This window comes from Caldicoprobacter algeriensis (assembly GCF_023838525.1).
Classification (GTDB): domain Bacteria; phylum Bacillota; class Clostridia; order Caldicoprobacterales; family Caldicoprobacteraceae; genus Caldicoprobacter; species Caldicoprobacter algeriensis.
This window is the reverse complement of the sequence record NZ_JAHUQD010000015.1, coordinates 1-22,750: the sequence shown is the minus strand read 5'-3', so window position 1 is coordinate 22,750 and position 22,750 is coordinate 1. Positions and strand designations below refer to the sequence as shown.

At 47.0% G+C, this 22,750-nt stretch carries 19 protein-coding genes and 1 other annotated feature; of the genes, 1 reads left to right on the top strand and 18 read right to left on the bottom strand.

The annotated features are described in order from the left end of the window. Positions 1–40 precede the first annotated feature (40 nt). The 15 genes from ypeB to KVG29_RS09155 form a co-directional block, all read right to left on the bottom strand. Positions 41–1,387 (bottom strand): germination protein YpeB, encoded by a 1,347-nt coding sequence (gene ypeB, locus KVG29_RS09225; protein ID WP_252228097.1) that lies wholly within the window; start codon positions 1,385–1,387, stop codon positions 41–43. 134 nt (positions 1,388–1,521) lie between these two features. Beyond that, positions 1,522–2,235, bottom strand: coding sequence for a spore cortex-lytic enzyme (gene sleB, locus KVG29_RS09220; RefSeq protein ID WP_252228095.1), 714 nt, complete (start codon positions 2,233–2,235; stop codon positions 1,522–1,524). 97 nt (positions 2,236–2,332) lie between these two features. Continuing rightward, positions 2,333–3,790: an aminotransferase class I/II-fold pyridoxal phosphate-dependent enzyme gene (locus KVG29_RS09215; RefSeq protein WP_252228093.1), complete on the bottom strand. Its 1,458-nt coding sequence runs from the start codon at positions 3,788–3,790 to the stop codon at positions 2,333–2,335. A 136-nt stretch (positions 3,791–3,926) separates the two neighbouring features. Further along, complete coding sequence (gene spoIIR / locus KVG29_RS09210) at positions 3,927–4,808, bottom strand: stage II sporulation protein R (protein WP_252228090.1); 882 nt, start codon at positions 4,806–4,808, stop codon at positions 3,927–3,929. A 73-nt stretch (positions 4,809–4,881) separates the two neighbouring features. Continuing rightward, positions 4,882–5,625, bottom strand: a complete 744-nt coding sequence (locus KVG29_RS09205; protein ID WP_252228089.1) for a nucleotidyltransferase family protein — start codon at positions 5,623–5,625, stop codon at positions 4,882–4,884. 3 nt (positions 5,626–5,628) lie between these two features. Then, positions 5,629–6,513, bottom strand: a complete 885-nt coding sequence (gene ispE, locus KVG29_RS09200; protein WP_252228087.1) for a 4-(cytidine 5'-diphospho)-2-C-methyl-D-erythritol kinase — start codon at positions 6,511–6,513, stop codon at positions 5,629–5,631. Positions 6,514–6,751: 238 nt separating this feature from the next. Beyond that, positions 6,752–8,320 (bottom strand): DUF3794 and LysM peptidoglycan-binding domain-containing protein, encoded by a 1,569-nt coding sequence (locus tag KVG29_RS09195; RefSeq protein ID WP_252228085.1) that lies wholly within the window; start codon positions 8,318–8,320, stop codon positions 6,752–6,754. A 78-nt stretch (positions 8,321–8,398) separates the two neighbouring features. After that, positions 8,399–8,656 carry a Veg family protein gene (locus KVG29_RS09190; protein WP_252228083.1) on the bottom strand — a complete coding sequence of 86 codons (258 nt, stop codon included), beginning with the start codon at positions 8,654–8,656 and terminating at the stop codon, positions 8,399–8,401. 219 nt (positions 8,657–8,875) lie between these two features. Continuing rightward, complete coding sequence (locus KVG29_RS09185) at positions 8,876–9,298, bottom strand: hypothetical protein (RefSeq protein WP_252228081.1); 423 nt, start codon at positions 9,296–9,298, stop codon at positions 8,876–8,878. 296 nt (positions 9,299–9,594) lie between these two features. After that, positions 9,595–11,259 (bottom strand): FAD-dependent oxidoreductase, encoded by a 1,665-nt coding sequence (locus KVG29_RS09180; RefSeq protein ID WP_252228079.1) that lies wholly within the window; start codon positions 11,257–11,259, stop codon positions 9,595–9,597. A 3-nt stretch (positions 11,260–11,262) separates the two neighbouring features. After that, positions 11,263–11,568 (bottom strand): ArsR/SmtB family transcription factor, encoded by a 306-nt coding sequence (locus tag KVG29_RS09175; RefSeq protein ID WP_252228077.1) that lies wholly within the window; start codon positions 11,566–11,568, stop codon positions 11,263–11,265. A 113-nt stretch (positions 11,569–11,681) separates the two neighbouring features. Continuing rightward, entirely contained in the window at positions 11,682–12,452 is a 771-nt protein-coding gene (gene spo0A, locus KVG29_RS09170) for a sporulation transcription factor Spo0A (RefSeq protein WP_252228075.1), read from the bottom strand. Positions 12,453–12,741: 289 nt separating this feature from the next. Beyond that, the gene (locus KVG29_RS09165) at positions 12,742–14,199 is read right to left on the bottom strand and encodes a hypothetical protein (protein WP_252228073.1); all 1,458 of its coding nucleotides are present in this window, start codon (positions 14,197–14,199) and stop codon (positions 12,742–12,744) included. Between the two features lie 110 nt (positions 14,200–14,309). Then, complete coding sequence (rsmA, locus tag KVG29_RS09160; RefSeq protein WP_276576493.1) at positions 14,310–15,203, bottom strand: 16S rRNA (adenine(1518)-N(6)/adenine(1519)-N(6))-dimethyltransferase RsmA; 894 nt, start codon at positions 15,201–15,203, stop codon at positions 14,310–14,312. Further along, a complete protein-coding gene (locus tag KVG29_RS09155; RefSeq protein WP_252228071.1) occupies positions 15,200–16,225 on the bottom strand; it encodes a 3D domain-containing protein in 1,026 nt (341 codons plus the stop codon). Before KVG29_RS09155 ends, rsmA begins: the two co-directional genes overlap by 4 nt. A 340-nt stretch (positions 16,226–16,565) precedes the next feature. On the opposite strand from KVG29_RS09155, the gene KVG29_RS09150 reads away from it, so the two are divergent. After that, a complete protein-coding gene (locus KVG29_RS09150) occupies positions 16,566–18,596 on the top strand; it encodes a penicillin-binding transpeptidase domain-containing protein (RefSeq protein WP_252228069.1) in 2,031 nt (676 codons plus the stop codon). A gap of 9 nt (positions 18,597–18,605) precedes the next feature. Here KVG29_RS09150 and KVG29_RS09145 read toward each other — a convergent pair whose 3' ends face one another. The 3 genes from KVG29_RS09145 to metG are packed head-to-tail and all read right to left on the bottom strand — an operon-like array spanning position 18,606 to position 22,101. After that, positions 18,606–19,196 carry a TatD family nuclease-associated radical SAM protein gene (locus KVG29_RS09145; RefSeq protein ID WP_252228067.1) on the bottom strand — a complete coding sequence of 197 codons (591 nt, stop codon included), beginning with the start codon at positions 19,194–19,196 and terminating at the stop codon, positions 18,606–18,608. 57 nt (positions 19,197–19,253) lie between these two features. Beyond that, complete coding sequence (locus KVG29_RS09140; protein ID WP_252228144.1) at positions 19,254–20,021, bottom strand: TatD family hydrolase; 768 nt, start codon at positions 20,019–20,021, stop codon at positions 19,254–19,256. 52 nt (positions 20,022–20,073) lie between these two features. Continuing rightward, positions 20,074–22,101 carry a methionine--tRNA ligase gene (gene metG, locus KVG29_RS09135; protein WP_252228065.1) on the bottom strand — a complete coding sequence of 676 codons (2,028 nt, stop codon included), beginning with the start codon at positions 22,099–22,101 and terminating at the stop codon, positions 20,074–20,076. Positions 22,102–22,322: 221 nt separating this feature from the next. Beyond that, positions 22,323–22,564, bottom strand: a binding site (T-box leader). Positions 22,565–22,750 lie beyond the last annotated feature (186 nt).

Sequence of the window (22,750 nt, the reverse complement as noted above, 5' to 3'; positions counted from 1 at the left end):
TTTCCCCGACTCGCAGCACAGTATGCTGCAAAAAATATGGCTAGATTGCCAGCGTTCCATTGGCAGTATCAATAATTTTCAATATATTAACTTCTTTTCCATTGTTTGCATCAATGTAGACTATGAAGTTATCTCCTCCGTACTCGCCCTTAAACTCATAGCAAAGCTTTTCGCCGCCCGACTCGGTGGGAATGATGGCCAACCCTTCGGACTTTATCTTGAGGTTGGGGTTTACCAGCTTTCGCGCTTCGTCAAGCGACAGCTTTGGGGGTTTTATATCCCTCTCTTTATGGGCTATAAGGTAGTTGCGGGCATCAAACCCCACGATATTTCCATCCTCAAGCGATACCTTTACTTTGACTAAATCGGGGTACACTATGACGTCGCCCTGCTTGTATGCAAAGTTTATCACCAGCGTGCCGTCAAACTTCTGGCTGTAGGTAGGTACCATGGATTTATATCCCTTTTGGGACAAAAACCTTTCTGCTGAACGCCGCGCCTCCTCAAGGGAGATCCTAGCCGATTTAATCTCCCCATCAGAAATCATGTTTACCACCTTGCCGCCTCTCTTGCTTACAGAGACAAATATGGTCCCCTTGCCATCCTTCGGCTTTATATACACTCCCCACGTCTCTATATCAGCTGTAGTCTGAGGGCCGCTATTTACCTCGGCCACCCTGTCCCTCCCCACAAAGTCGGCGGCAATCTTCTTGGCCTTCTTCTGGTCAATAGCCTGACCCTGGATGCGGATATCTCTTCTTTGCTGAAGCGTTTCGGAGAAGGGGCCATCGTATATCAATGTGGGATAATCAATGCTCGTCCTCTCTACTCTGATAAACTGCCTCTCAATCAGATTCTCAACGTCCTCATTGAGCTCCTGCTTGACCTTGGCCTGCCTTATTTCGCCCCATTTAACCCCACCCGAATTGATGTTATCAACCAGTATTTTAAGCTCATCGTTCAGCCGCGCACAGCTGTTATGTAACCTTCGTAGGTTATTCATCTCCTCCACCGAGATGGTTTGATCCCGTCCTACCTTTTTGGTGAGGTAATAGCAGTAATCTGCCAGCTGATTTATAAACTTCGAGGTTTTGATAAGCGATAGATGCCCCAATGGCAATTGCCCCAGATTTACCTGAGCGGCATCGGCCTGCCTCCACACATGGGAGAGTAGCACCATGCTTTGCTCTTGATCCCCGCTTACCATGAGCTTCGAAAGCTTTGTCTCTATATCGCCTATCTGCCCTACCAGCTCAAAAAACGACTTCTGATACAGGTTTTCCATATAGTTGCTATACTCCAAATTCTGCAAATACTGGTTGTATCCCCACAGTCCTACTACTATCAAAGCCACTGCCAACACTATTGTCAGTATCCATCTGGTCATGCACTTTGCCTCCTGTCATACATATTGGTTATCGCCTGTAAAGAACCGATATATGACCGTGCAATACTTTTTTAATGCTTTTGCTACCCAAACGCCACAAGAATATCCAACAATGTCGCTTGCGTTATCACAGTTTATTTGGCAAAACGATGATTTCCAATGATGATATGCACTGGCCTCGACCATATCCAGCTGCTGGTAGTTTTAGCTGGGTTATAATAGTAAAGAGCACCGTAAGTAGGGTCCCAGCCATTTAAAGCATCCCTGGCAGCGCGTAGCGACTCTTCATCGGGAGCCAGGTTCATCTGGCCATCAGCAACAGCCGTAAATGCACCCGGCTGGTATATTACCCCTGCTATGGTATTGGGGAAAGAAGGATGTTTTACGCGGTTTAACACCACTGCCGCTACCGCCACCTTTCCAATGTAGGGTTCACCCCTAGCCTCGGCGTGTACCAGTCTGGCTAGCAAGTACAAATCCCCACTGCTGTGCGTTCCACCGGCCCTTGAAGGCTGATAAGAGGTGGTAGCAGTGTCCTTGAGGGTAATGCCCAAGGCTGCCGCCGTCTGTGGCCCCACCACACCATCCACTTTCAGTCCGTTCTTCCTTTGAAAAAACTTTACTGCTTCAAAGGTTTTGGGGCCGTATACTCCATTAATGGGCCCATTGTAATAACCCCACTGTTTGAGTTTCCTCTGAACCTCCATCACCTTGCTGCCAGTAGATCCCCAGTACAGTATGGTCTCAATGGCAGCATATTGACTTTTCCAATGCTCAATCAGCATTGCGCCACAAATAAAAAGAGTTAACAAAACAGCTATAACAGAAAGCCTTCTTTTATGCCTCATACCATCTCCCTTTCTAGCATATGGCTTCTGTTATATTTTTTGTTAACCCGAAACCAAATATACCCACCAAAATATTCCTTTGTAGAATCAATCCATCTTACATATCCAGCACTTTAATATAGTTGATAAACGGATCTTCCGTACCCTGAAGCTGCGTTTCTTCTTCCTTTAACGCCTGAACATACTCCACCACCTCATGGGTGATGCGTTCCCCCGGGCAGATTACTGGAATCCCGGGAGGATATGCCATTATCATCTCGCCACTTATCTCGCCCACAGCTTCCTCCAGCTTAACGCTTCGCTTGGGACTGTAAAAGGCATCACGAGGCCTTACAATCATCTCGGTTTTGCAGGGCACCAGGTTGCAGTTGGGCTTGCTCTTTACCCCCCTCTTTCTGGCAATGTCCTTTAAAGCCTCAATTAGCCTTTTTACGTCCTCCTTTCGATCTCCAAAGGTTATGATGGCCATTATATTGTAAAAATCTGAAAGCTCGATCTGAATGTTGTACTCCTTGCGGAGGACGCTCTCCATTTCATAGCCAGACATGCCCAGCTTACGAACATATATGCTGAGCTTGGTCTCGTCAAAGTCGTATACTCCAGGACTGCCTACCAGCTCTTTCCCAAAGGCATACAGTCCTTCGATCTCGTTTATCTTTTGTCTGGCATATCTCGCCAGTTCCAGCGCATTGCTGACCAGTTCCCTGCCCCGCAAAGCCAGCTGCTTGCGCGCTATATCAATTGAGGCCATGAGAACGTATGACGCGCTGGTGGTTTGCGTCAGGTTAAGCACCGATTTTACGCGGTTGCTGTTTACCTTATCGCTCTCGCGGATGAACAAAGCCGAGCTTTGAGTCATGGAACCCCCTGTCTTGTGCAGGCTGACGGCGCTCATGTCGGCTCCCGCTTCCATGGCAGACACCGGCAACTCATCGCAGAAGGGCAAATGCGCCCCATGAGCCTCATCTGCCAATACCAGCATATTGTTTTCATGGGCTATCCTGCAAATCTCCTTCAGGTTGGATACCGCACCGTAATAGGTTGGATTTATGACAAACACCGCCTTGGCCCTGGGATGATTTCGTATGGCCTCCTTCACGCTGTCCACAGACATGCCCATGGCAATACCCAGGTCATAATTTATCTCCGGCTGAACGTATACGGGTATGGCACCGCTCAATATCATGGCTCCAATAGTGGACTTATGGGCGTTCCGTGGTATGATTATTTCATCCCCGGGCCCGCAGGCATAGAGAATCATAGCCTGTACCCCCTGCGTGGTGCCGTTTACCAAAAAAAATGAATCGTCAGCTCCATATAGCTGGGCCAGAAGCCTTTCGGCCTGTTTGATAACGCTGATGGGATTACATATATTATCCAAATCCTCCATTCCGTTGAGGTCTATTTGAAATACCTTTTCGCCTAAATATTCTACCAGTTCACCAGCTCCTTTGCCCTTTTTGTGCCCTGGCACGTGGAATGGGATTACTCCATCCTCGACGTTTTTCTTGAGAGCTTCAAACAAAGGGGCTGTGTTCTGATTCAGCTTTTCCATGCTTTCTACCCCTTCCCCTTGAGAAAATCAACAAAAAGCAAAAATCCTTTTTGCTTACAAAGAATTATTACAACACAAATCGGCGTAAATTGCAACAACAATTTTTATAACAAAAAAAGGTGCCATACGCACCCTTTTACCGGTCCCAGAAACTTAAAAAAGAAAACAACCTCTTTATCTTAACGCTTGAAACCTTTAACCATTCCACCACTTTCCATCTGTATTCTATTTTCCCGGAACTTTCAAAATCCTTGCTAATATCATAAGAAACAGACGCGTGCTGGTGGTCGTTTACACCATCCTGCTGATCAGCATGGCCCGTTATGCCATTGCTTGTCCCCCTATTATCAGCAAATTCATGGTATTCCGACTTACCGCTTGCTCTGTAGCTTTCGTCCTCTTTATCAGCCGATTCTCCAAGCACCACAGCTTCCGTCCCCTTGGCAACCCTTTTCTGTTGAGGTTCGGTCCTTTTAACCTCGATGGCTATATCGGCTTGTGAAGCGCTGTCACCCTTTGTTGTCTCTTCTTTCTGCCTGGCCACCCCATGAGAGATATCTATAAAGCACAGCGGCGGAAACATTACGCACCACCAGTTGGATCCTTCTCCCTTGCCTATGACCACCTTCAAAGCCTCATATTCCCCTGCCGGCAAAACCAGATGGCCATACGCCTTGGTGGGAAATGAAAAGCGTCCAAACTGAACCTGCACAGGATATGACTTGCCGCACCGCTTTATTTCAAGAAGAGCAATTCTCTCTATCTCGTCTATGCTGCCCTTGATCTTCTCTCTTCCCGTTTCTATCGAATCGATATTGGCAAACTCCCCGCCAAATCTCTCCAAAAGTCTATCCCGTACCCTAAGCTTCAAAGCTTGATCTTCTGGGGAATCGCTGTTTGCCACTACATGGAAACGTATATACTGCTTTTGAGAAGCATTTGCACACACGCCAACTGCTACTAGTACGATTGTTAAGAAGATTACAAATAAATACACAGCTCTTTGCTTGTGCTTCACTGCCAATACCCCCAATACCTGCCGTATTATTCTAAACCGATATTAGAAGTATTGACAGTTTTCAATTTTTTAATCATTTGGACAGATATTTCTCTACCATTTCAATATCGCTAAGTTTGTCTACATCATTGGCCAACTGGGGGAAAGGGGATATGATGGCCACTGCCTTTATGCCCAGAATCTCAAAAAAGCGCTGCTCCACCTTTGATATCGACAGCCTGCCTAGAGTCAACAGTGTCAACAGGTCAAGTCCCAAAATCCTGGCTGTTTTCCAGGGGGTCTTACGGTATTCAACCAGCAGGGCTGCAAATTCGCGGCATCGGTCAAAAATAGTGGGATTTATGTAAAATATATTGCCTCCGGTGAATGTGCCTTCCTTAAGCCGCACATAGGTCCTTTTAAAGCCAGGGAACAGGCTCTCATTTAAACTCTTCTCAACAATTGGATAACACAGATCGGCATCGGTATTTATACACCGATTCACAAAATCATCCACCACTTTGCCTGTGATCATCGGTATATCAGATGAGACGATTATCACCCTCTTATTAGTTTTAAAGGGCTGCATGGCAGCCTCCAGGTTTTCAAAAAACGAACCTGTATCCTCAAAATAATAGTCCACTCTGTCCCCAAGGCAATCCTTTAAAGGTTCAACCGGCCCCACGATGGAAATGCCATACACAAAAGAAGAGCACCTCAAAGCATCAACGACATATTCTATCATTGGACGTCCACAGATGCTGAGCAATGCCTTATTAGCTACATTAATCCTGGCCAGGTCTGCCTGGTTATCCCCTGCCAATATTACTGCATTCATGCCTTAAAAAACCTCCTCCACCACCTGTATCCCCAAACCCATGGTTTGAGCAACAAAGCACTGCGAATATTTCTGATTGAGTGCCGCATATGCCTTTCGCGCCGCATGCTCATCCCCAAAAAGACCATATACAGTGGGACCGCTTCCGCTCATACAGCACCCAACAGCCCCTTGCCTCATGATATCGTCCTTAACCGTATTTATCCGAGGGCACAATTCAATGGTTACTCCCTCAAGAACGTTTACCATGTTTCGGGCAATGCCTTTGAAATCCCTGCACTGTAAACTATCCATCATGCTGGCTATATCCGGCCTTACAGATACTTGGCTCAAATCCAGCCTGCCGTAAACCTCGGCTGTGGAGATGCGCTGCTCAGGGGTTACCAGCACCAGCCATATCCCTTCAACCGGAGAAAGCACCATTATCTCCTCTCCTCTGCCTCGAGCCAGGGCAGTGCCCCCAACGACGCAAAACGGTACGTCGCTACCTATAATGCCTGCCAGAGCCATAAGGTCCTTCTCTTGAAGATTAAGTTTCCACATCCTGTTAAGCCCCACTAGTACAGCAGCGGCATCAGCGCTTCCTCCTGCCATACCCGCCGCCACAGGGATATTCTTTTGTAACTCAATCTCGACACCTTTTTCAATGCCAAACCTTTCTTTAATCAAAGCAGCAGCCCTGTAAGCCGTATTTGTTTCATCTACAGGGATGCCGTCCACATCGCATCTGATGCTTATTCCATTGTCCTTTTCCATAAGGACGACAATATCGCATAAATCTATCGACTGCATGACCATTTCCACATCGTGATATCCATCGAAGCGCTTTCCCAGCACATTCAGCGCCCAGTTGATCTTGGCATAAGCCTTTAAAACAATCCTTCTCATCGCATTCCCAACCCTTATCTTACAGTATATTTAAAAACAATGCTTTAGTAATTATACATTAACACATGCCATCTTGCCAATGTCTTCATCAATTTATCAGCCCCAGGGAAATAGACGATATATCATCAGAGATTAATTGGTAGGCCATAAAAAACAAAAGCGTGTTCCAATGCCCCAAATACACGATAGTCTTAATTCAGGGCCATGAACACGCAAAAGCTTCAAACCCCTTTGGACTTCACAGCAAAACCTCAAGCTTCTTATAGATCAACAGCTTATCTCCAGGGGTCAATACCTGTGACTCATCTATCGCGTTATACTTCAAAATGCTGGCTATTGTGGTGTTGTACTTCTTGGCTATTGACCACAGACTGTCTCCCGGCTGAACGAAATACACAAAAATGCCCGACTCTTCTCCCTGTTTCAGCTCCTCAACTTCAACATCCAGAAATACTTCCTTTTCCACGCTTGTAAACACGCTTACCTCTGCCGTCATCACCGCACGAAACTCGACTTCATCAGGAGCAATTAAAGTGCAGTTCACATGATCTATCACCAGCTGGCTTTGGCACTCCATGTCTTCCTGCGCTCCCTCAACTCCTACGCTCTGCCTGAAGGGGATATCCTCCTTTATGCTGGCCGGCCCATAGGATGGATCGGTGGATTGGTAGATCACCTTGCTCACCAGCACCCCCTCAATGACTACCTTGCCATCGCTTATATGCTGATCTGTAATGATGGGTTTGGCTTCAACATAAAAAACCCTGGCAGCCTGTGGAACGTTTTCCGGGAATGTCATGCTATCCTTTACCACCACTTGGTCCTGTGCCTCACCCACCACCTGCGTCAACTTTATTTTTCTCTTCTTGGGCTGAATGGACAATCCCGGGCAGTAGGCGTCTATCAACAGCTCCTTTGTTTCGGTTTCAAACACCCGGGCCTCGGCTGCTATCACTGCTTCCACATTGAGCACCCGCATCTCCCCGTTGATATCTTCCCGCGGCTCAACGAAAAGCTCCTGTACCCATACATCAGCGGCGCACTCCAATCCCTGATATGCCCCTACGATGTCCACCGAATGGCTAAACGGCATGTCGTAGCTCACATGCTGAAGAGGTTCATTGGGTTCGTCGCACACGTAAAGAAGCTGAATCTTTATATCCCCCTCAATGACCACCCTGTTATCCATGACTTTCCTATCATTAACCTTTACTGAGGCATTTTTCTTCAATATCTTCTGTATAGAAGGCATTCCTTCCTCCAGCTCCAGGTCCTCCCTGACTATAGCCTGTGAACTGCCCTGCCCCTGGCTGCGTGACACCACTATCTTGTCCTTCAGCATCTGGACATTGGGCATATCTTTAAAATTCTGGATGACCTCCAGCTGAATGGCATCGTTGACCCTGCCCTGCAGATTGACCACCGTTTTTATGTTAAGTTTTCTGCTGTTTATGACTTCATACTCAACGTGCTCAACCTGGCACTTCAATGTGGATAACATGTTGGGCTTGGCACCCGGCATATCGAGATAATGAGTAAAGCCTATCTCAGTCTCCAGGCTCTCTATAAGCTGAGAATCGCTTTGGCCAACATACAGGACAGTACAACGCACTACCCCTTCCACCATCACCCTGTCCTGAACTACCTCTTTGCTGTTTACAACCACTGTACCGTCAACGTCCAGTACCCTGGCGATATCGGGTTTAGCCTCTGGAACTACAACATCCCCTTCCACCAGCGCCTGCGACAACTCTTGCCCCACTGTTTGGTCCACTTTCAAAACATCTCTTATGCATTCGACAGTCACCTTCACTCCTCCTTCCCATGCTTTTGTCCCATAAGGATATCTATTATAATAAATATAGGTGACCGTCGAAAAATATGTTTAAATCCTCTCGTTATTTTTGCATATCACTACTTCCACATTGGAAGTGAGTATATCGAAATATGTAAACGAAAGCGTTTGGACAGACCTGTCGTCTATGTTGACGCGCACCGTAAAAATGCTGGGATAAACCTCATGGATAATCCCTTCCTTGACAAAACTCCTCTTTCGCCCTCTGTTTGCTTTTAGTTTGACCTTTTCACCTATATTGGACTCCACTGCCTTTCTAACCTTCATCAAAGCCTGTGCGTCAATCATAATCCTCACCTTTAAACAAAATTTTCGCTCAGGATTATTTTTGCCACAAATGACATAAAATATATTTGAAAATAAAAATTTATGTTCCCTTTCTCCAACTTACACCAATCACAGGGTAAGGGATGCCGTATAATTGGCACCCCTTACTTCTTTACAAAAACAAAAACGCCCATACTGTCAAAAACAGCATGGGCGCATACAGTACCCTTATGATATAAATCATTCCTCTTCTTCATCCTCTTCAAACTCTTCTTCGAATTCTTCGTCGATCTCCAAATCCTCCAGTGGTTCCAGGTCCTCTGGTTCGGCCAGATCTTCCAAATCTTCCAATGGGCTCAAATCGTTGTCGATATCCTCGTCAAATATCTCGTTGTCTTCATCAACTGCTAATAAGAAATCATCCCAGCTATCGTCCTCAATGCGCTCTCCTTCAGCCTCTTTCATGCGTTCCATGGCGCACTGGTAACACATCTCTTCTCCTGGTTCAATGATGTTTTCGCCGCATTCTGGACATATATCGTATTCCTCTTCCCTATCGTTAGCGCTTAAAGATTTTCCAACCTCCTCCAAGCAGACCTTGCATAAAGACTCGGTATCTTTAATATAGTTTAAATTGCAACGTGGGCATTTCTTATAAGCCATCCCCTTATATCCCTCCGAAAACAAAATTTGCCTTATATAGAATCTTCAATCTGGTTAAATAAAATTGTACGGTTTGCATTTATTTTTTATTCGTCGCCCTTCAGAAAAATTCTCTTAATAAATTAATATAAATCTATATTAAAATCAAGATATTTCCTCAATTAGTTATCTACAACTTGTTCATAAAGTTATCCACAATATCCACATAATTATCCCCAGGCCTTCATTTTATAGCCTTTTCAACTGTGGATATATGGACCTATTTTTCCACAAAACCCACATCACATATCCACACCTCACGCAAAAGGATATATGAGCAACCCGCCATCTAACACGCTTAAACGCTCAAAGCCCATTTGCCTAAGCCTGACAAAGGCGAGATAGGCCCTGCGACCTCTCTCGCTTATCAATACTATATTGCGTTGCCTGTCTAATTCGTCCTTCCGAACCTCCAATTCCTCCAGGGGTATGTTTATGGCTCCCGGCAATGTCCCCATCTTAAACTCGGATTCAGTGCGAACATCCAACAGAACCACTTCTTCTTTTTGCATAAGGTCATTTAGCTCAAAGGGTGAAATACCCTTCAATTTGCCCTCCAGCTTATTGAGCATCACATGGGCTACAAGCGGAATAGGATGCAGGTTCATGAAATACGAAAAATGACGCGCAACATCCAGCATGGCCAAATCCCTGACCGTACCGCCCATGCTTATGACGGCGGCCACTGTATCGACCAATTTATCCGACAAAACCCCTCCCACGCACTGCACTCCCAGTATCTTACCATTGGACCTATCAACCATGAGCTTAATCACATTTTCTCTGTAACTCCCACCGCCCGCATACCTGTCATCATAGACCGAAACGATGGCTGTCTCCACTTCATAGCCTTCTTCCCTGGCCTGCTGTAAAGAAAGGCCCGTTCTGGCTATGCCAAGGTCAAAAGCCTGTATACTTATGGTGCCCAGCACGCCTTTCTCCAACACATAACCGTTCCCGCCAGCTATATTTTCGCTGACCACCTGGAGCGCCATATCATCAACTGCCTGCCTGTAAAGACATACAGGCTTACCGGTTATCTGGTGAATTCTCTGGGCACAGCTGCCCACGGCGTATATGCCGGGCACATTGGTCTCCATATACTGGTCCACCTCGATTGCACCGCTATTCCCTATTATAATGCCCGCTTTCTTGGCTACTTCCACACTAGGCTTCATATCCTCCAGCCATATGACCAGATCGGCAGGAAGGATGTACTCAGGAGTATGGACCTCCACCACATCCCCTTTTGCATTGCCTATTAATGACAGGACTTTCTCTCCCACCAGCACTTCAACGCCTTTGTGTCCCATCTGCCTTCTGACCAGCTCGGCCATTTCCATATCCAACTCAGGAAGTATATGTGACCCTCTTTCCACAAGGGTAACCTTAACGCCTCGCTTCCACAGGCTTTCAGCTGTATAGACTCCCGCCATGTTGGCTCCTACCACAACGGCCTTCTTTATTCGCCCGGCTTCTATTCCCTCCTGAACTGCCATCACATCGTCCAGAGACTTGAGAAACAGAACATTGCCCAAATTGATGCCTTCCACCGCTGGAACAACCGGAACAACTCCTGTGGCAATGATTAGCTTATCGTATTCTATTGCAGAACTATGCCCTTCTTTTAAGTCTTCAAACACCACTTTTTTTTCAAGAGGAAGGATGTCCGTTATTCTGAGATGCGTTAAAATGTCAATACCATACTGCGCTTTAAAGGTTTCCATAACGCTTTCCATAAAAGAAAAAACATCCTCGTCGGAGTTTTGAATGAAATAGGCAAGTATATAACAGTTAAACGAAAGATGCTCACCCGGAATCAAAACCTTTGCCTCTATCTCTGGATTTTCCCGAACAGCTCTGGCAGCTGCCCTTATACCGTCAAGTTCATCCCCAATCACAACCAGCCTTTTCTTACCCATAAACTATTCCTCCTTTACCCGTGTAGAAAAAGGGGCCTCATCATCCAACAGGACCTTCACCACTTTAATGGCATCATCGTGGACTACCGAATACTTTACCTCCACCCCTCTTCGTTCTCCCTTAATGATACCTCTGGCTTTCAATATCCCTAAGTGCTGGGAAATTGTGGACTGGGGAAGCTTTAAACACTCCTGAATTCCAGATACATTACACGCATTGTGCATAAGACCGTGTACAATACACAACCTTACAGGATGTCCCAACGTCTTCAAAAGCTCAGCCTTCTGCTGATATTTCGACACATCCATTTATAACCCATCCTTCCTACCATGAATACTTTCCACGTCGTCTATCTATTATATCCTTGTACTATCATATTATGATAGGAAGGCGCTGTCAACATTTATTGAACGTTCAACAGCTATGCCGAACGCTCCATGCTCAGCTTATCGGCAACCAGTGCAATAAATTCCCCGTTGGTAGGCTTTTCATTCTTGCCATATACAACATACCCAAACAGCTTGTTGATGTTCTCCACTTTGCCGCGACTCCAGGCCACATCGATGGCGTGGCGAATAGCCCGTTCAACCTTGCTGGGAGTGGTATTGAACTTTTTGGCAACGCCGGGATAAAGCTCTTTGGTAAGGCGGTTTATGAGCTCGGAATTTTCCACCACCATCTTGATGGCCTCTCTCAAGAAGTGATAACCTTTGATGTGAGCAGGGATTCCAATGGTCAAGAATATGTTAGAAATCCTTTCTTCAAGGTTTTCGCTTTTTACAGCACCAGCTGCGTTGGCCTTGGCCGGTTCGACTTTGCGCATGACTTCCCTTATCCTCTTGACCATCATTTCCAAGTCAAACGGCTTCACCATATAATATTTAGCACCCAATTCTATGGCTCTCCGAATCAAGTCCTCCTGTCCTACTGCCGACAAACATATCACCGAAGGAGAGAATTGCAGACCAGCTGTATTGAGATGCTCAAGCACTCCCAAGCCATCCAGCTGAGGCATAATCATATCCATGATGATGACATCAGGGCAAGCCGCCTTTATGACCTCCAGGCCTGTCGCTCCATCCCCGGCCACCCCAACCACTTCCATATCGTCCTGCATGTTGACGTACTCTTTCAAAATCTCCCTTATGCCCATGTTATCATCCAAGATAACAACTTTGATTTTCGATCCCATTTTCCACCCTCACCCCTTAAATCAGCATTTTTGATGTTAAATTTACACGAAATTTGTTGTTTTGTATCGAAATTTCCCATAATTAGTATAATTTGTAAAACACTATTTTATTTTACCATATTTCTTTGGAATTTGGAAGATAGCGTTAACAATATTTTTACACAAGAAAAAGGACAAAACGCCAAATATAGCGCTGTCCTTTTTATTCTTTACACCTCAGTTTAGACAATAAAAGTATTCCATCACGCATTGTGCAAATCATATGCCTACCACAGATCAGCAGGTATGCTCAGTAGGGATACGCAATTTCTCCCGTATAAGCATCGACATACAGCAGCCAATAACCTATTCCATAACCGTACCTCGATGGGACCCATCTAGAAAATCCTTGCATAAACATGGATGGCATGGTGCCGTACGGCCCAGGAATCCCATATGCCACATAACGAACTTCCCCGTTCTCCTTTACAAGCCCCACGATGTAATGGTCATAATAAGGATAATAATCATAATAGCCACTGCCAATATGCTGGGCTGCTATGTAGGCATACTGGCCGTAATCATCCACGTATGGCACCTCGACCCATTGTACCTCTCCCATCTCCACCATGAATGGATAAACCCTTCTATGAGTCTCAAACAACTTGGTATAGTATTCCTTGGTCTTCTCCCAGTAGGTTTGTTTCCCCGGTAGGTCAGGTCTGCACCGTTGAATCTCGTTTTCTCCCTCAATGGGTTTATGTTCAACCTCGTCAGCCTGCTTTTGAACTTGCCCTCTTTCAGGGAACACCCCTTCTACCACAGCTTCTTGGGCTTTATGTTCTTCGTCCACTTTGCCTTCTTGAGATACATCTTCCAGCGGGACAGCCATTTCACCATCAGCCCCGGCCTGAACAACCCCGTTGCCTTCTGCCTTAAGTACATTTTGTGGTGCTTCAGATGCGCTATCGCCTTCATCGGCCTGTACCTCCATCGCCTCTTCATCCCTCTTTTCCTCTTGTACCAGCATTGCATCATCTTTCGGCTCTTCCCTATCACCATCTAACCCTTTCACGATATCCAAATCTTCTTTTGCCTGTGCCTGTTCCGCCTGTAATTTGCTGTCGTCCGTTTCGCCTTCCTGTCTTTTGCTCTGCAGCAAAGGCCCCAGTGCCGCAATTATATCCTGTATGGTTTTCTGCTTTTTATTCTCCATCGAGAATGGCACTTCCCTTTGAACTCCCTCGCCCTTTTCCTCCTCAACCAACCTCGCCTGGCTGCGTTCCTTCCTGCTCTCAACCATTGGCTTTACTGCCTTATTATAAAATCTCCCGATATCCCTTTTTATTCGTCCTCCCCAATCCAGTTCTATCCGTTTATTAGCATAACCCACCAACGGATAACTGATATCTTCACGGTCATTGTGTACAACGGCTAGTCCATGGAATTGGTCAAGAGAACAGCCTGAACCAGCAACGTCGTTTACGTCTATTTCCACAGTGCATTCTCCACGCCCCCGCTGATCAACGTAGATGCTGGCAATCTTTTGGGGGGATATCCCTTCCTGTGCCGATACCAAAAAGACGTCATACCCTTCCTGCTGAGCTCCCTGGGGTTTTAAATCCTGTACATGAAAATACATCTTGCATTTATCGTTTCGCACCTCAATTTTACAGTAGCCCGCAGTCGGCTTTTCAGCTTTTATGTTGAATTTTGAATCCCGAGGCTGTAAAATAACAAACGAACGATGATAATACCCTTTGGCCAACTCTTCTCCCTCCTTTACCTTTTTTACTATAAATATATGAAGCAAGACAAAAAAAGAAACCCCAATTCAATAGAATTGGGGTTTTTCATTGTCTAACACACGCTCATCTATCAGCCTTTTTGCTCCTCCAAGCACAGCTCATTGGCTATGTCAGCGTATTGCTGTATAGTGAGGTCCTCGCCCCGCATTTTGGGGGCGATACTGCATTTGCTCAATACATCATACAATCTCCCTTTATCCACGCCTTCCAGCTCCAAAGCCGTCAAGGCATTAAGTATAGTTTTTCGTCTCTGACCGAAAGCTGCTCTTACCACCTTGAAAAATAGCTCGGAATCTTGCACATGTACGGGCGGATTCGACCTCCTTTTAAGCAGCACAATGGCCGAATCCACCTTGGGAGGAGGGATAAATACATTGGCCGACGCCACAGCTACTATTTCAGGACAGGTGTAATACTGAACGGCAATGGACAGCATCCCGTAGTCCTTTGTACCAGCCACAGCCGTCATCCTCTGCGCCACTTCCTTTTGTACCATGACCACCATGGACTCATAAGGTAGGCCACTTTCCAGAAACATCATCAACACCGGCGTGGTAATGTAATAGGGCAGATTGCCCACCACTTTAAACGGCTGGCCCCCAAAGTATTGCCGTACCAGCTGCTTTATGTCCAGCTTGAGAACATCCCCCTGAATAAGCTTCACATTAGAGCAGCCCGACAGGGTCTCATCGAGAATGGGAAACAGCCTACTATCTATCTCAATTGCCACCACCTGCTTAGCAGCATTGGCCAGCTCCCTGGTCAAAGTCCCTATCCCTGCTCCGATTTCCAGCACGACGTCTTCTCTATCAAGTTCAGCTGCCTTTATTATTTTCACAAGTATGTTTCTATCAATTAGAAAGTTTTGCCCCAAACCCTTCTTAAAACTGACCCCGTATCGGGCCATGAGCTCCTTTACCACTCTCGGCGAAGTAAGCGGTTGTATATCCTTACACATCATCATTTAGGAAAATATACTTTAACACTCCTTCTACCAAATCTCAAGCACTGGCTTTCACTGTCCATAAATATATCGATCCTGTATCCCTTGATAGCTCCTCCGATATCCATGGCTTTATAGTAACCGTTTAAGTGTTCCCATCCTCTGGGGAACTCTATATACACCGTTTTGTACAATGGAATTATCCTGGGGTCTACTGCGATGTAGCCCACCTTTGGCATAACACCAGTTTTGGTAGGCCTTCCGGTATGGGTATAAGCCGTGGCTTCAAAGGTCTTCACAGTGGAATAGCGCAAAACATCTCCACGCGAGGTTATCTTCTTCTTTACCGTTCCAACATGCACAATGCAATCTACCGGCTGTACCGCTACCTTTTCCTCTATCACTCTTCTCGATATCTCCTGGCCATCCCTATAGGTGACCAGTATCTTCCTTTGAAGTTCCCCTTCCCTTCCCTCCTGGACGACCTTCTGTACTCCCTCGTCCATATTGTCATCTTTTTTAACGATCACGCTGTAAGCAATGGGCTCCTTCTCTGTTATAACCTCTTCATCGTACCTGGTTACTATGATCTTTTCCCGCGGAATGGCACCAGCATCCAACCTGTAGTTTACCACATCCTTTTCTCTTAAGGCAATACCAGCCTTGTTGAGTACATCGGCTACCGTAGCTCCTTTGGGAAGGTATACCGTTTTTTCCTTTTGATCAGCCACAACATAAAAAGGCAAGGTACGCGTTATCTCAATTATGACACCATCGTAAAGCCTGTATCCTCTATCAAGATTTATGATGTCCCCTGGTCCCAGCTCAATTTCGTATCTCTTTAGAAAATCACCAACCGTTTTCTCTAGAGTAACTATTTCGACCTCCCGACCATCATCTCTCAACGTGACCGCATAGCTTATGCTGTCTATATAATAGACAGCTGCGGCCGAAACTCCGCTTAATACCAGCAGGGCAATCAGGACTGCCAGTAAAAACTTGCTATTTAGTGCCTTACCTGCCCTGCCTATTTGAGGTTCCATGAATCACCCTCCTTCATTCGTCAAGGCTTTGCGGGGGCCACATGCAGTAAAAGCAGCTAAAAAAGCTGTTACTACATTGTAATATTTTTTTAATATTTTGTCAACGTTTTGTAACATTTATGGCATGCGTATAGCTCTAACCATAAAGTCCCCAAAAACAAAGCCATCCCCAAATTTTTAACCATATTTTTCTTATTCTATTTCTATATTATTCCATTGGATATGGATTCTATACCTCTTGATTGCGGTGGACAACGAAAATTCACTAGATGAACCTTTGAACAATGTATGATAAAATATACAAAAGCACGGATTATTGACAAAGAGGTGAATGGTTCTCATGAAAAGATTTGTAACATTAGTAGCACTGAGTTTAATCATTTGCTGGGCAGTACCGGCTTGTTCCAGGCCCAATCCTAAAGAGCCTGCCAATGCCTATCTGGATGCGTGGAAGCAGGGCAGGTACCAGGACATGTATGAACTCCTATCTTTGGAGTCGCAATCCTCTATCAATCAACAGGACTTTGTGAACAGGTACACCAACATATTTTCGGCTATCAAATTAGATAAGCTGGAAATCACCACAGAGGAAATTATAATCGAAGACGACAAGGCCTATCTTCCCTTTAAGGCCGAATTCCGTACAAATACAGTGGGAACCTTCGAATACGAATATACTCTTCCGCTGGTTCTGGAGGATAAGCAGTGGAAGATAGCCTGGTCCCCTTCCCTCATATTTCCCATCATGCATGAAGGGGACAAAGTGAGAATAACCCAGCACAGCGCCAAACGAGGAGTGATCACCGACAGGGAAGGGAATCTGCTGGCCACTGACGGACCGGCTTATACAGTAGGGGCCAAGCCGTCGGCCATTCCCGACATCGATGGCTTTGTAAAAGCCCTGGCGCCTCTTATAGAAATGGACGAAAGCGCCATACGCGACATACTCAACCAAAAATGGGTAAAGGACAACCCTGACCTATTCGTACCCATCAAAAACCTACCATTAAATATCTCTGAGGATTATAAAAATAAGCTCCTCAATGTAAAAGGGGTCATGCTGTCCAGCAAAAGCCATACCACGCGCCAGTATCCCATGGAGCAAGCATTTGCCCATGTAACGGGATATGTACAACAGATCAATCAGGATGAGCTGAAGGAAAAGTCACCCGAGGGGTATGAAGCAGAAGACCTGATTGGACGGCAGGGGATAGAAGCAGCGCTGGAAGAAAAGCTAAGGGGTCGCAGAGGCTATACGCTCTACATAGAGGACGAAGAAGGGAAACAAAAAAATATTATAGCCAAAGTGGAACCCCAGGACGGCAACAATGTTATGCTGACCATCGACTCTGACCTTCAAAAAACCGCATACGAGGCATTAAAAGGTCACAAGGGCAGCGTTGTAGCCCTCAACCCCGCCACCGGTGAGGTACTAGCCCTGGTGAGCCAGCCGTCCTTTGACCCCAACATATTCCCCGTGGGGGTATCTCCTTCCTCATGGAAAGCAATATCCCAGGACCCTAACCATCCGCTTATAAACAGGTGCATACAAAGCCTGTATCCTCCGGGATCGGTATTTAAACCCTTCACGGCAGCCATGGCCCTGGAGCTGGGGGTCATCACTCCGCAGACCGTAGTGCCCGAAGCCCAAAAAGAGGAGTGGGTCCCTTCGCCCAACTGGACGGCTCCGCCTATCAGGCGGGTACCCCATCCGCCAGGGGAGGTAAACCTGCGCAATGCCATCGTGTGGTCCGACAACATATTCTTCGCATGGACCGGATTAAAAATAGGCCATAAAGACTTCGAAGCATTTGCCAACCGATACGGGCTAGGCAAATTCCTGCCCTTCATCTTGCCCGCCAAAAGTTCCCAGGTGAAAAACGACGCCACCCAGTGGAGCGATGCCCTGCTTGCCAACACCAGCTATGGACAGGGCGAAATGCTGGTAACTCCCTTGCAGATGGCTGCGATGTATACCGCTTTCTACAACGGCGGCGATATGATGCTTCCACAGCTTATAAAGGAAATCCGCACCGCCTCGGGCCAAACCGTGGAATCCTTACAGCCCAAACCATGGCGGGAGGATGTCATACCCCAACAGCAGGTGGAGACCTTGCTGCCCATGCTGGTAGACACAGTGGAAGACCCAACTGGGACGGCACATAAAGTAAAAATCCCCGGACTTACCATTGCTGGCAAAACCGGGACGGCACAGGTTAGAGATAAAACCGAAGAGATAGCGTGGTTTATCGGGTTCACCTTAAATACTGAAAGACCCCTTCTGGTATGCGTGGCACTAGAAGTGCCAGCAGGTGAAGGGGACATAAAGCTGGACATAGCCAGGAGGATGTTCGCCGAATATTACCGGTGAGCATCCTCCTCATTCTATCATCTGGCGTACCTTAAGCTGAGCTCCTATATCCTCGGCAATGGCACGACACCTTTCAATATCATCAGGGGATAATACGTCCACCACCGAAAGCACCACTGTTGGAATGACCTTGACGCATTCCCTGGCAAACTCCAGAACGCCTTCAAAGGCTTCCTTTCCATAGCACGAATGGCATATGGCGTCATACTGTTCAGCAGTGGGCGCATTGAGGCTTATGGAGATTACATCCACCAACCCTTTGAGCAATGGCACCACATTCCTGCCGTGGTAAAGGTTGGCCTGGCCGTTTGTGTTGATTCTCACCTTGCCTCCTTTTTTCTTCACTTCCCGAGCAATCTCTATGAGCTCCTCAAGTCTTATCATGGGCTCCCCAAACCCGCAAAACACTATTTCGCTGTACTGAGTGGGATCCCCTATCTGTTGCAACACCTCTTGGGCAGTAGGTTCATTGTCCAACCATAGGTTGTACTCCCCCATGCCCTCATGCGTATTGCGAATGCAAAAATCACAACAGTTGGTACACCGATTGGTCAAATTGATGTATAAAGCATCCCCTAGCCTGTAAACATAGGTATTCATTTCTCCATCTCCTTTTTTTCATTGGGCCCATTTATCATATCTAATTTTTAAACACTATTATTGTATTTTAAATAGCTTTTTTGCATTGTTCAAGGTAGCCTCAGCGATTTCCTCAAAGGTCATCCCACGAACCTCCGCAATCTTTTCGGCCACCAGCCTTACATATGCTGGATTGTTGCGCTTGCCGCGGTGAGGTGTAGGCGCCAGATACGGGCTGTCGGTTTCAATGACCAGCCTGTCCAGAGGAATTTTTTGGGCTACCTCCACCGTCCGTTTAGCGTTTTTAAAAGTGACAGGGCCGCCCAAAGAAATATAAAGCCCAAGGTCCATGAAATCCTTTGCCATCTCCCAGCTTCCCGAATAGCAGTGCATCACCCCGCCCAATATCCTATCCCTTTTGGCTTTGAGTATGTCAAGCACATCTGCATGGGCCTCCCTATCGTGTATGATTATAGGCAGTCCCAGGCTATATGCCAGGTCTATCTGCCGGGCAAACCACTCCCTCTGTAGCTCCCTGGGCGAAAAATCGTAATAATAGTCCAAGCCGATCTCGCCAATTGCCACAACCTTATCGCTTCTGGCGATAGCTTCAAGGGCATCCAAATCCTCTCTGCTCATCTGCGACACCTCGTGGGGATGAACCCCCACAGCAGCGTATATGAAAGGATACTGCGCTGCCAGCTCCACCGACATACGAGAGGTTTCAAGGGTGGAGCCTACATTTATAACGTAGACCACACCCTTTTCAGGCAACTCTTCAATCAGCTGTTCCCTGTCCTCATCAAATCTTTCATCCTCCAGATGTGCGTGGGTATCAAACAGCATCTCCATCCCCTCAATTCCCTTTTTACTACTTCACGTGCTTTGCATACACCTGTCAGCTTATTTTGGAGCCGCTGGCAATGTCCTGATCCACCGTCAATAGGGCCAAGTTCCCTTTATCATCGGTGGCAGCCAGTATCATGCCTTCCGATACTATACCCATGAGCTTGGCGGGCTTTAAGTTGGCCACCAGTATAACCGTCTTGCCCACCAGCTGCTCTGGCGCGTAGTACTTGGCGATCCCCGACACAACCTGGCGCGTCTCGTCTCCTACCTCCAGCGTCAGCTTGAGCAGCTTGTTGCTCTTCTCCACAGCTTCAGCGCTTACAACCCTTGCCACCCTAAGGTCCAGCTTTACAAAGTCTTCAATGGTAATCTGGCTATCTGCCTGCTCTTTCTGTTGCGAACCCTCCTGTCGCCCTTGATGTGCAGCGTCGCCCGCAGTCTGCACCGTCTCTTTGGCAGCAGGACGGGTTGCGCTGTCGCTATGGCTTGCTTGCTTCATCCTTTGCTGTATCTCTTCCAGCTCCTTAAGCTCCTTCTCCACATCCAATCTGGGGAATATGACCTCGCCGCGCTGTACCCTGGTTCCCGGCGGCAGCTTCCCAAACTCGGCCAGGCTATCCCAGGTGGTAAGGCTTTCATCCTTTATGCCCAGCTGCTGGCGAATCTTCTCGGGCGTTCTGGTCATGAAGGGGCTAATCAACACCGATATCATGCGCAGGCACTCGGACAAGTTATAAAGCACCGTACCCAGTCGATCGCGCTTGCTTGGGTCTTTAGCCAAAATCCACGGAGTAGTCTCATCAATATACTTGTTGGCCCTGCCGATCAGCTTCCATATCTCAGCCAGAGCGTTGCTGTATTCAAACCGATTCATCAATCCTTCAACTGCAAAGGGGGTAGAAAGGGCCAGCTGCCTCAAGTCGATATCGGCGTCTTCAAGCTCTCCCGGCTGTGGGATCAAGCTGTCAAAATACCTGTCCACCATGGCTATCGTGCGGCTGACCAGGTTACCTAAATCGTTTACTAGATCCGAATTTATCCTGTTGATCAAAGCCTCATTGGAAAAGACCCCATCAGCACCAAAGGGTACTTCTCTCAACAGGAAGTAGCGTATCGCATCCACGCCATAGCGCTCAACCAGTACCACCGGGTCCACCACATTGCCCTTGGACTTCGACATCTTGCCCCCTTCCAGCACCAACCAACCATGGCCAAACACCTGCTTGGGCAGGGGCTCACCCAGGGCCATCAGCATTATGGGCCATATGATGGTGTGGAACCTGACGATCTCCTTGCCCACCAGATGTACATCAGCCGGCCAGTATTTCCTGTATTTCTCGTCGTTGTCTGTCAGGTATCCCAGGGCCGTAAGATAGTTGGAAAGCGCATCGATCCACACATATATCACGTGTTTGTCATCGAAGGGCACTGGGATACCCCACCTGAACGAAGTACGGGAGACGCACAGGTCCTCCAGCCCGGGCCGCAGGAAATTGTTGAGCATCTCGTTCTTGCGCGAAGGCGGCTGGATAAACTCATCATGGGCCTCAATATACTCTATCAGCTGCTGCTGGTACTTGGACAGTTTAAAGAAATAGGCCTCTTCCTTCACCAGCTCCACCTTTCTGCCGCAATCGGGGCATTTCCCGTCCACCAGCTGTCGCTCGGTCCAGAACGACTCGCAGGGGGTACAGTACCACCCCTGATATTCGCCCTTGTATATGTCGCCCTGGTCATACAGCTTCTTGAATATCTTTTGCACCACTTTCTCATGCCGCTCTTCAGTGGTACGAATAAAATCGTCATAAGATATGTCCATCAGCTTCCACAGCTCTTTGATGCCGGCCACGATGTTATCCACGTATTCCTTAGGGGTCACCCCCTTTTCCCTGGCCAATCGCTCTATCTTTTGGCCGTGCTCGTCGGTCCCGGTCAAAAACATGACGTCGTAACCGGTAAGCCTCTTGAATCGCGCCATGGCATCAGCCGCCACAGTAGTGTAGGCATGCCCAATGTGAAGCTTATCGCTGGGATAATATATGGGAGTGGTAATGTAGAAAGTCTTTTTATAGGCCATATTTAACCCTCCTCTTTTTATTATTGTTGATCGCCGCATTTTTGTCTGACTTCCTACCATGTTCATCGATCTCGGTCAAAAACACAACGTCATAACCGGTCAGCCACTATCAAAGCCCGCAAAGCTTGTACAGCATTCAAAAACGCACTACTTCCCCATATTCACAGGGTGATAGGTTTGCCACCTTGAAGGGCTTCAATGCAAAAAACCCCTCGCTCCAACATAGGGGCGAGGGGTATCCTTCGCGGTACCACCCTAATTCTTTTTCGCCTCGCGGCGAAAAACTCTGCCGGTGACCATCATCACCTGCGTCTATAACGGGACCTCCCGTAACGGCCTACTTGCCACTTCGACCGCTCCGCTCCAGGGCCATGTTCAACAGGAAACTCCGCCACCGGCTTTCACCTGCCCCGGCTCTCTGAAGGCGGGTCTGCCTGCCTACTCTTCCCTTCATCGCGTTTACAAGCTTACAAATACTATACTATGATATTATCCATTATGTCAAGTATTATTCCCAGCAAGCAGAAATTTCGCATCTAATTTCCAGTGTAAATTTTTTTGAATATGGAATTAATGTTTTTCCATTTTGTTACAATTTTGGAATTTGAAAAGCCCATAAACTCCGGTTTTTAGGTATACTTCCCCCCTC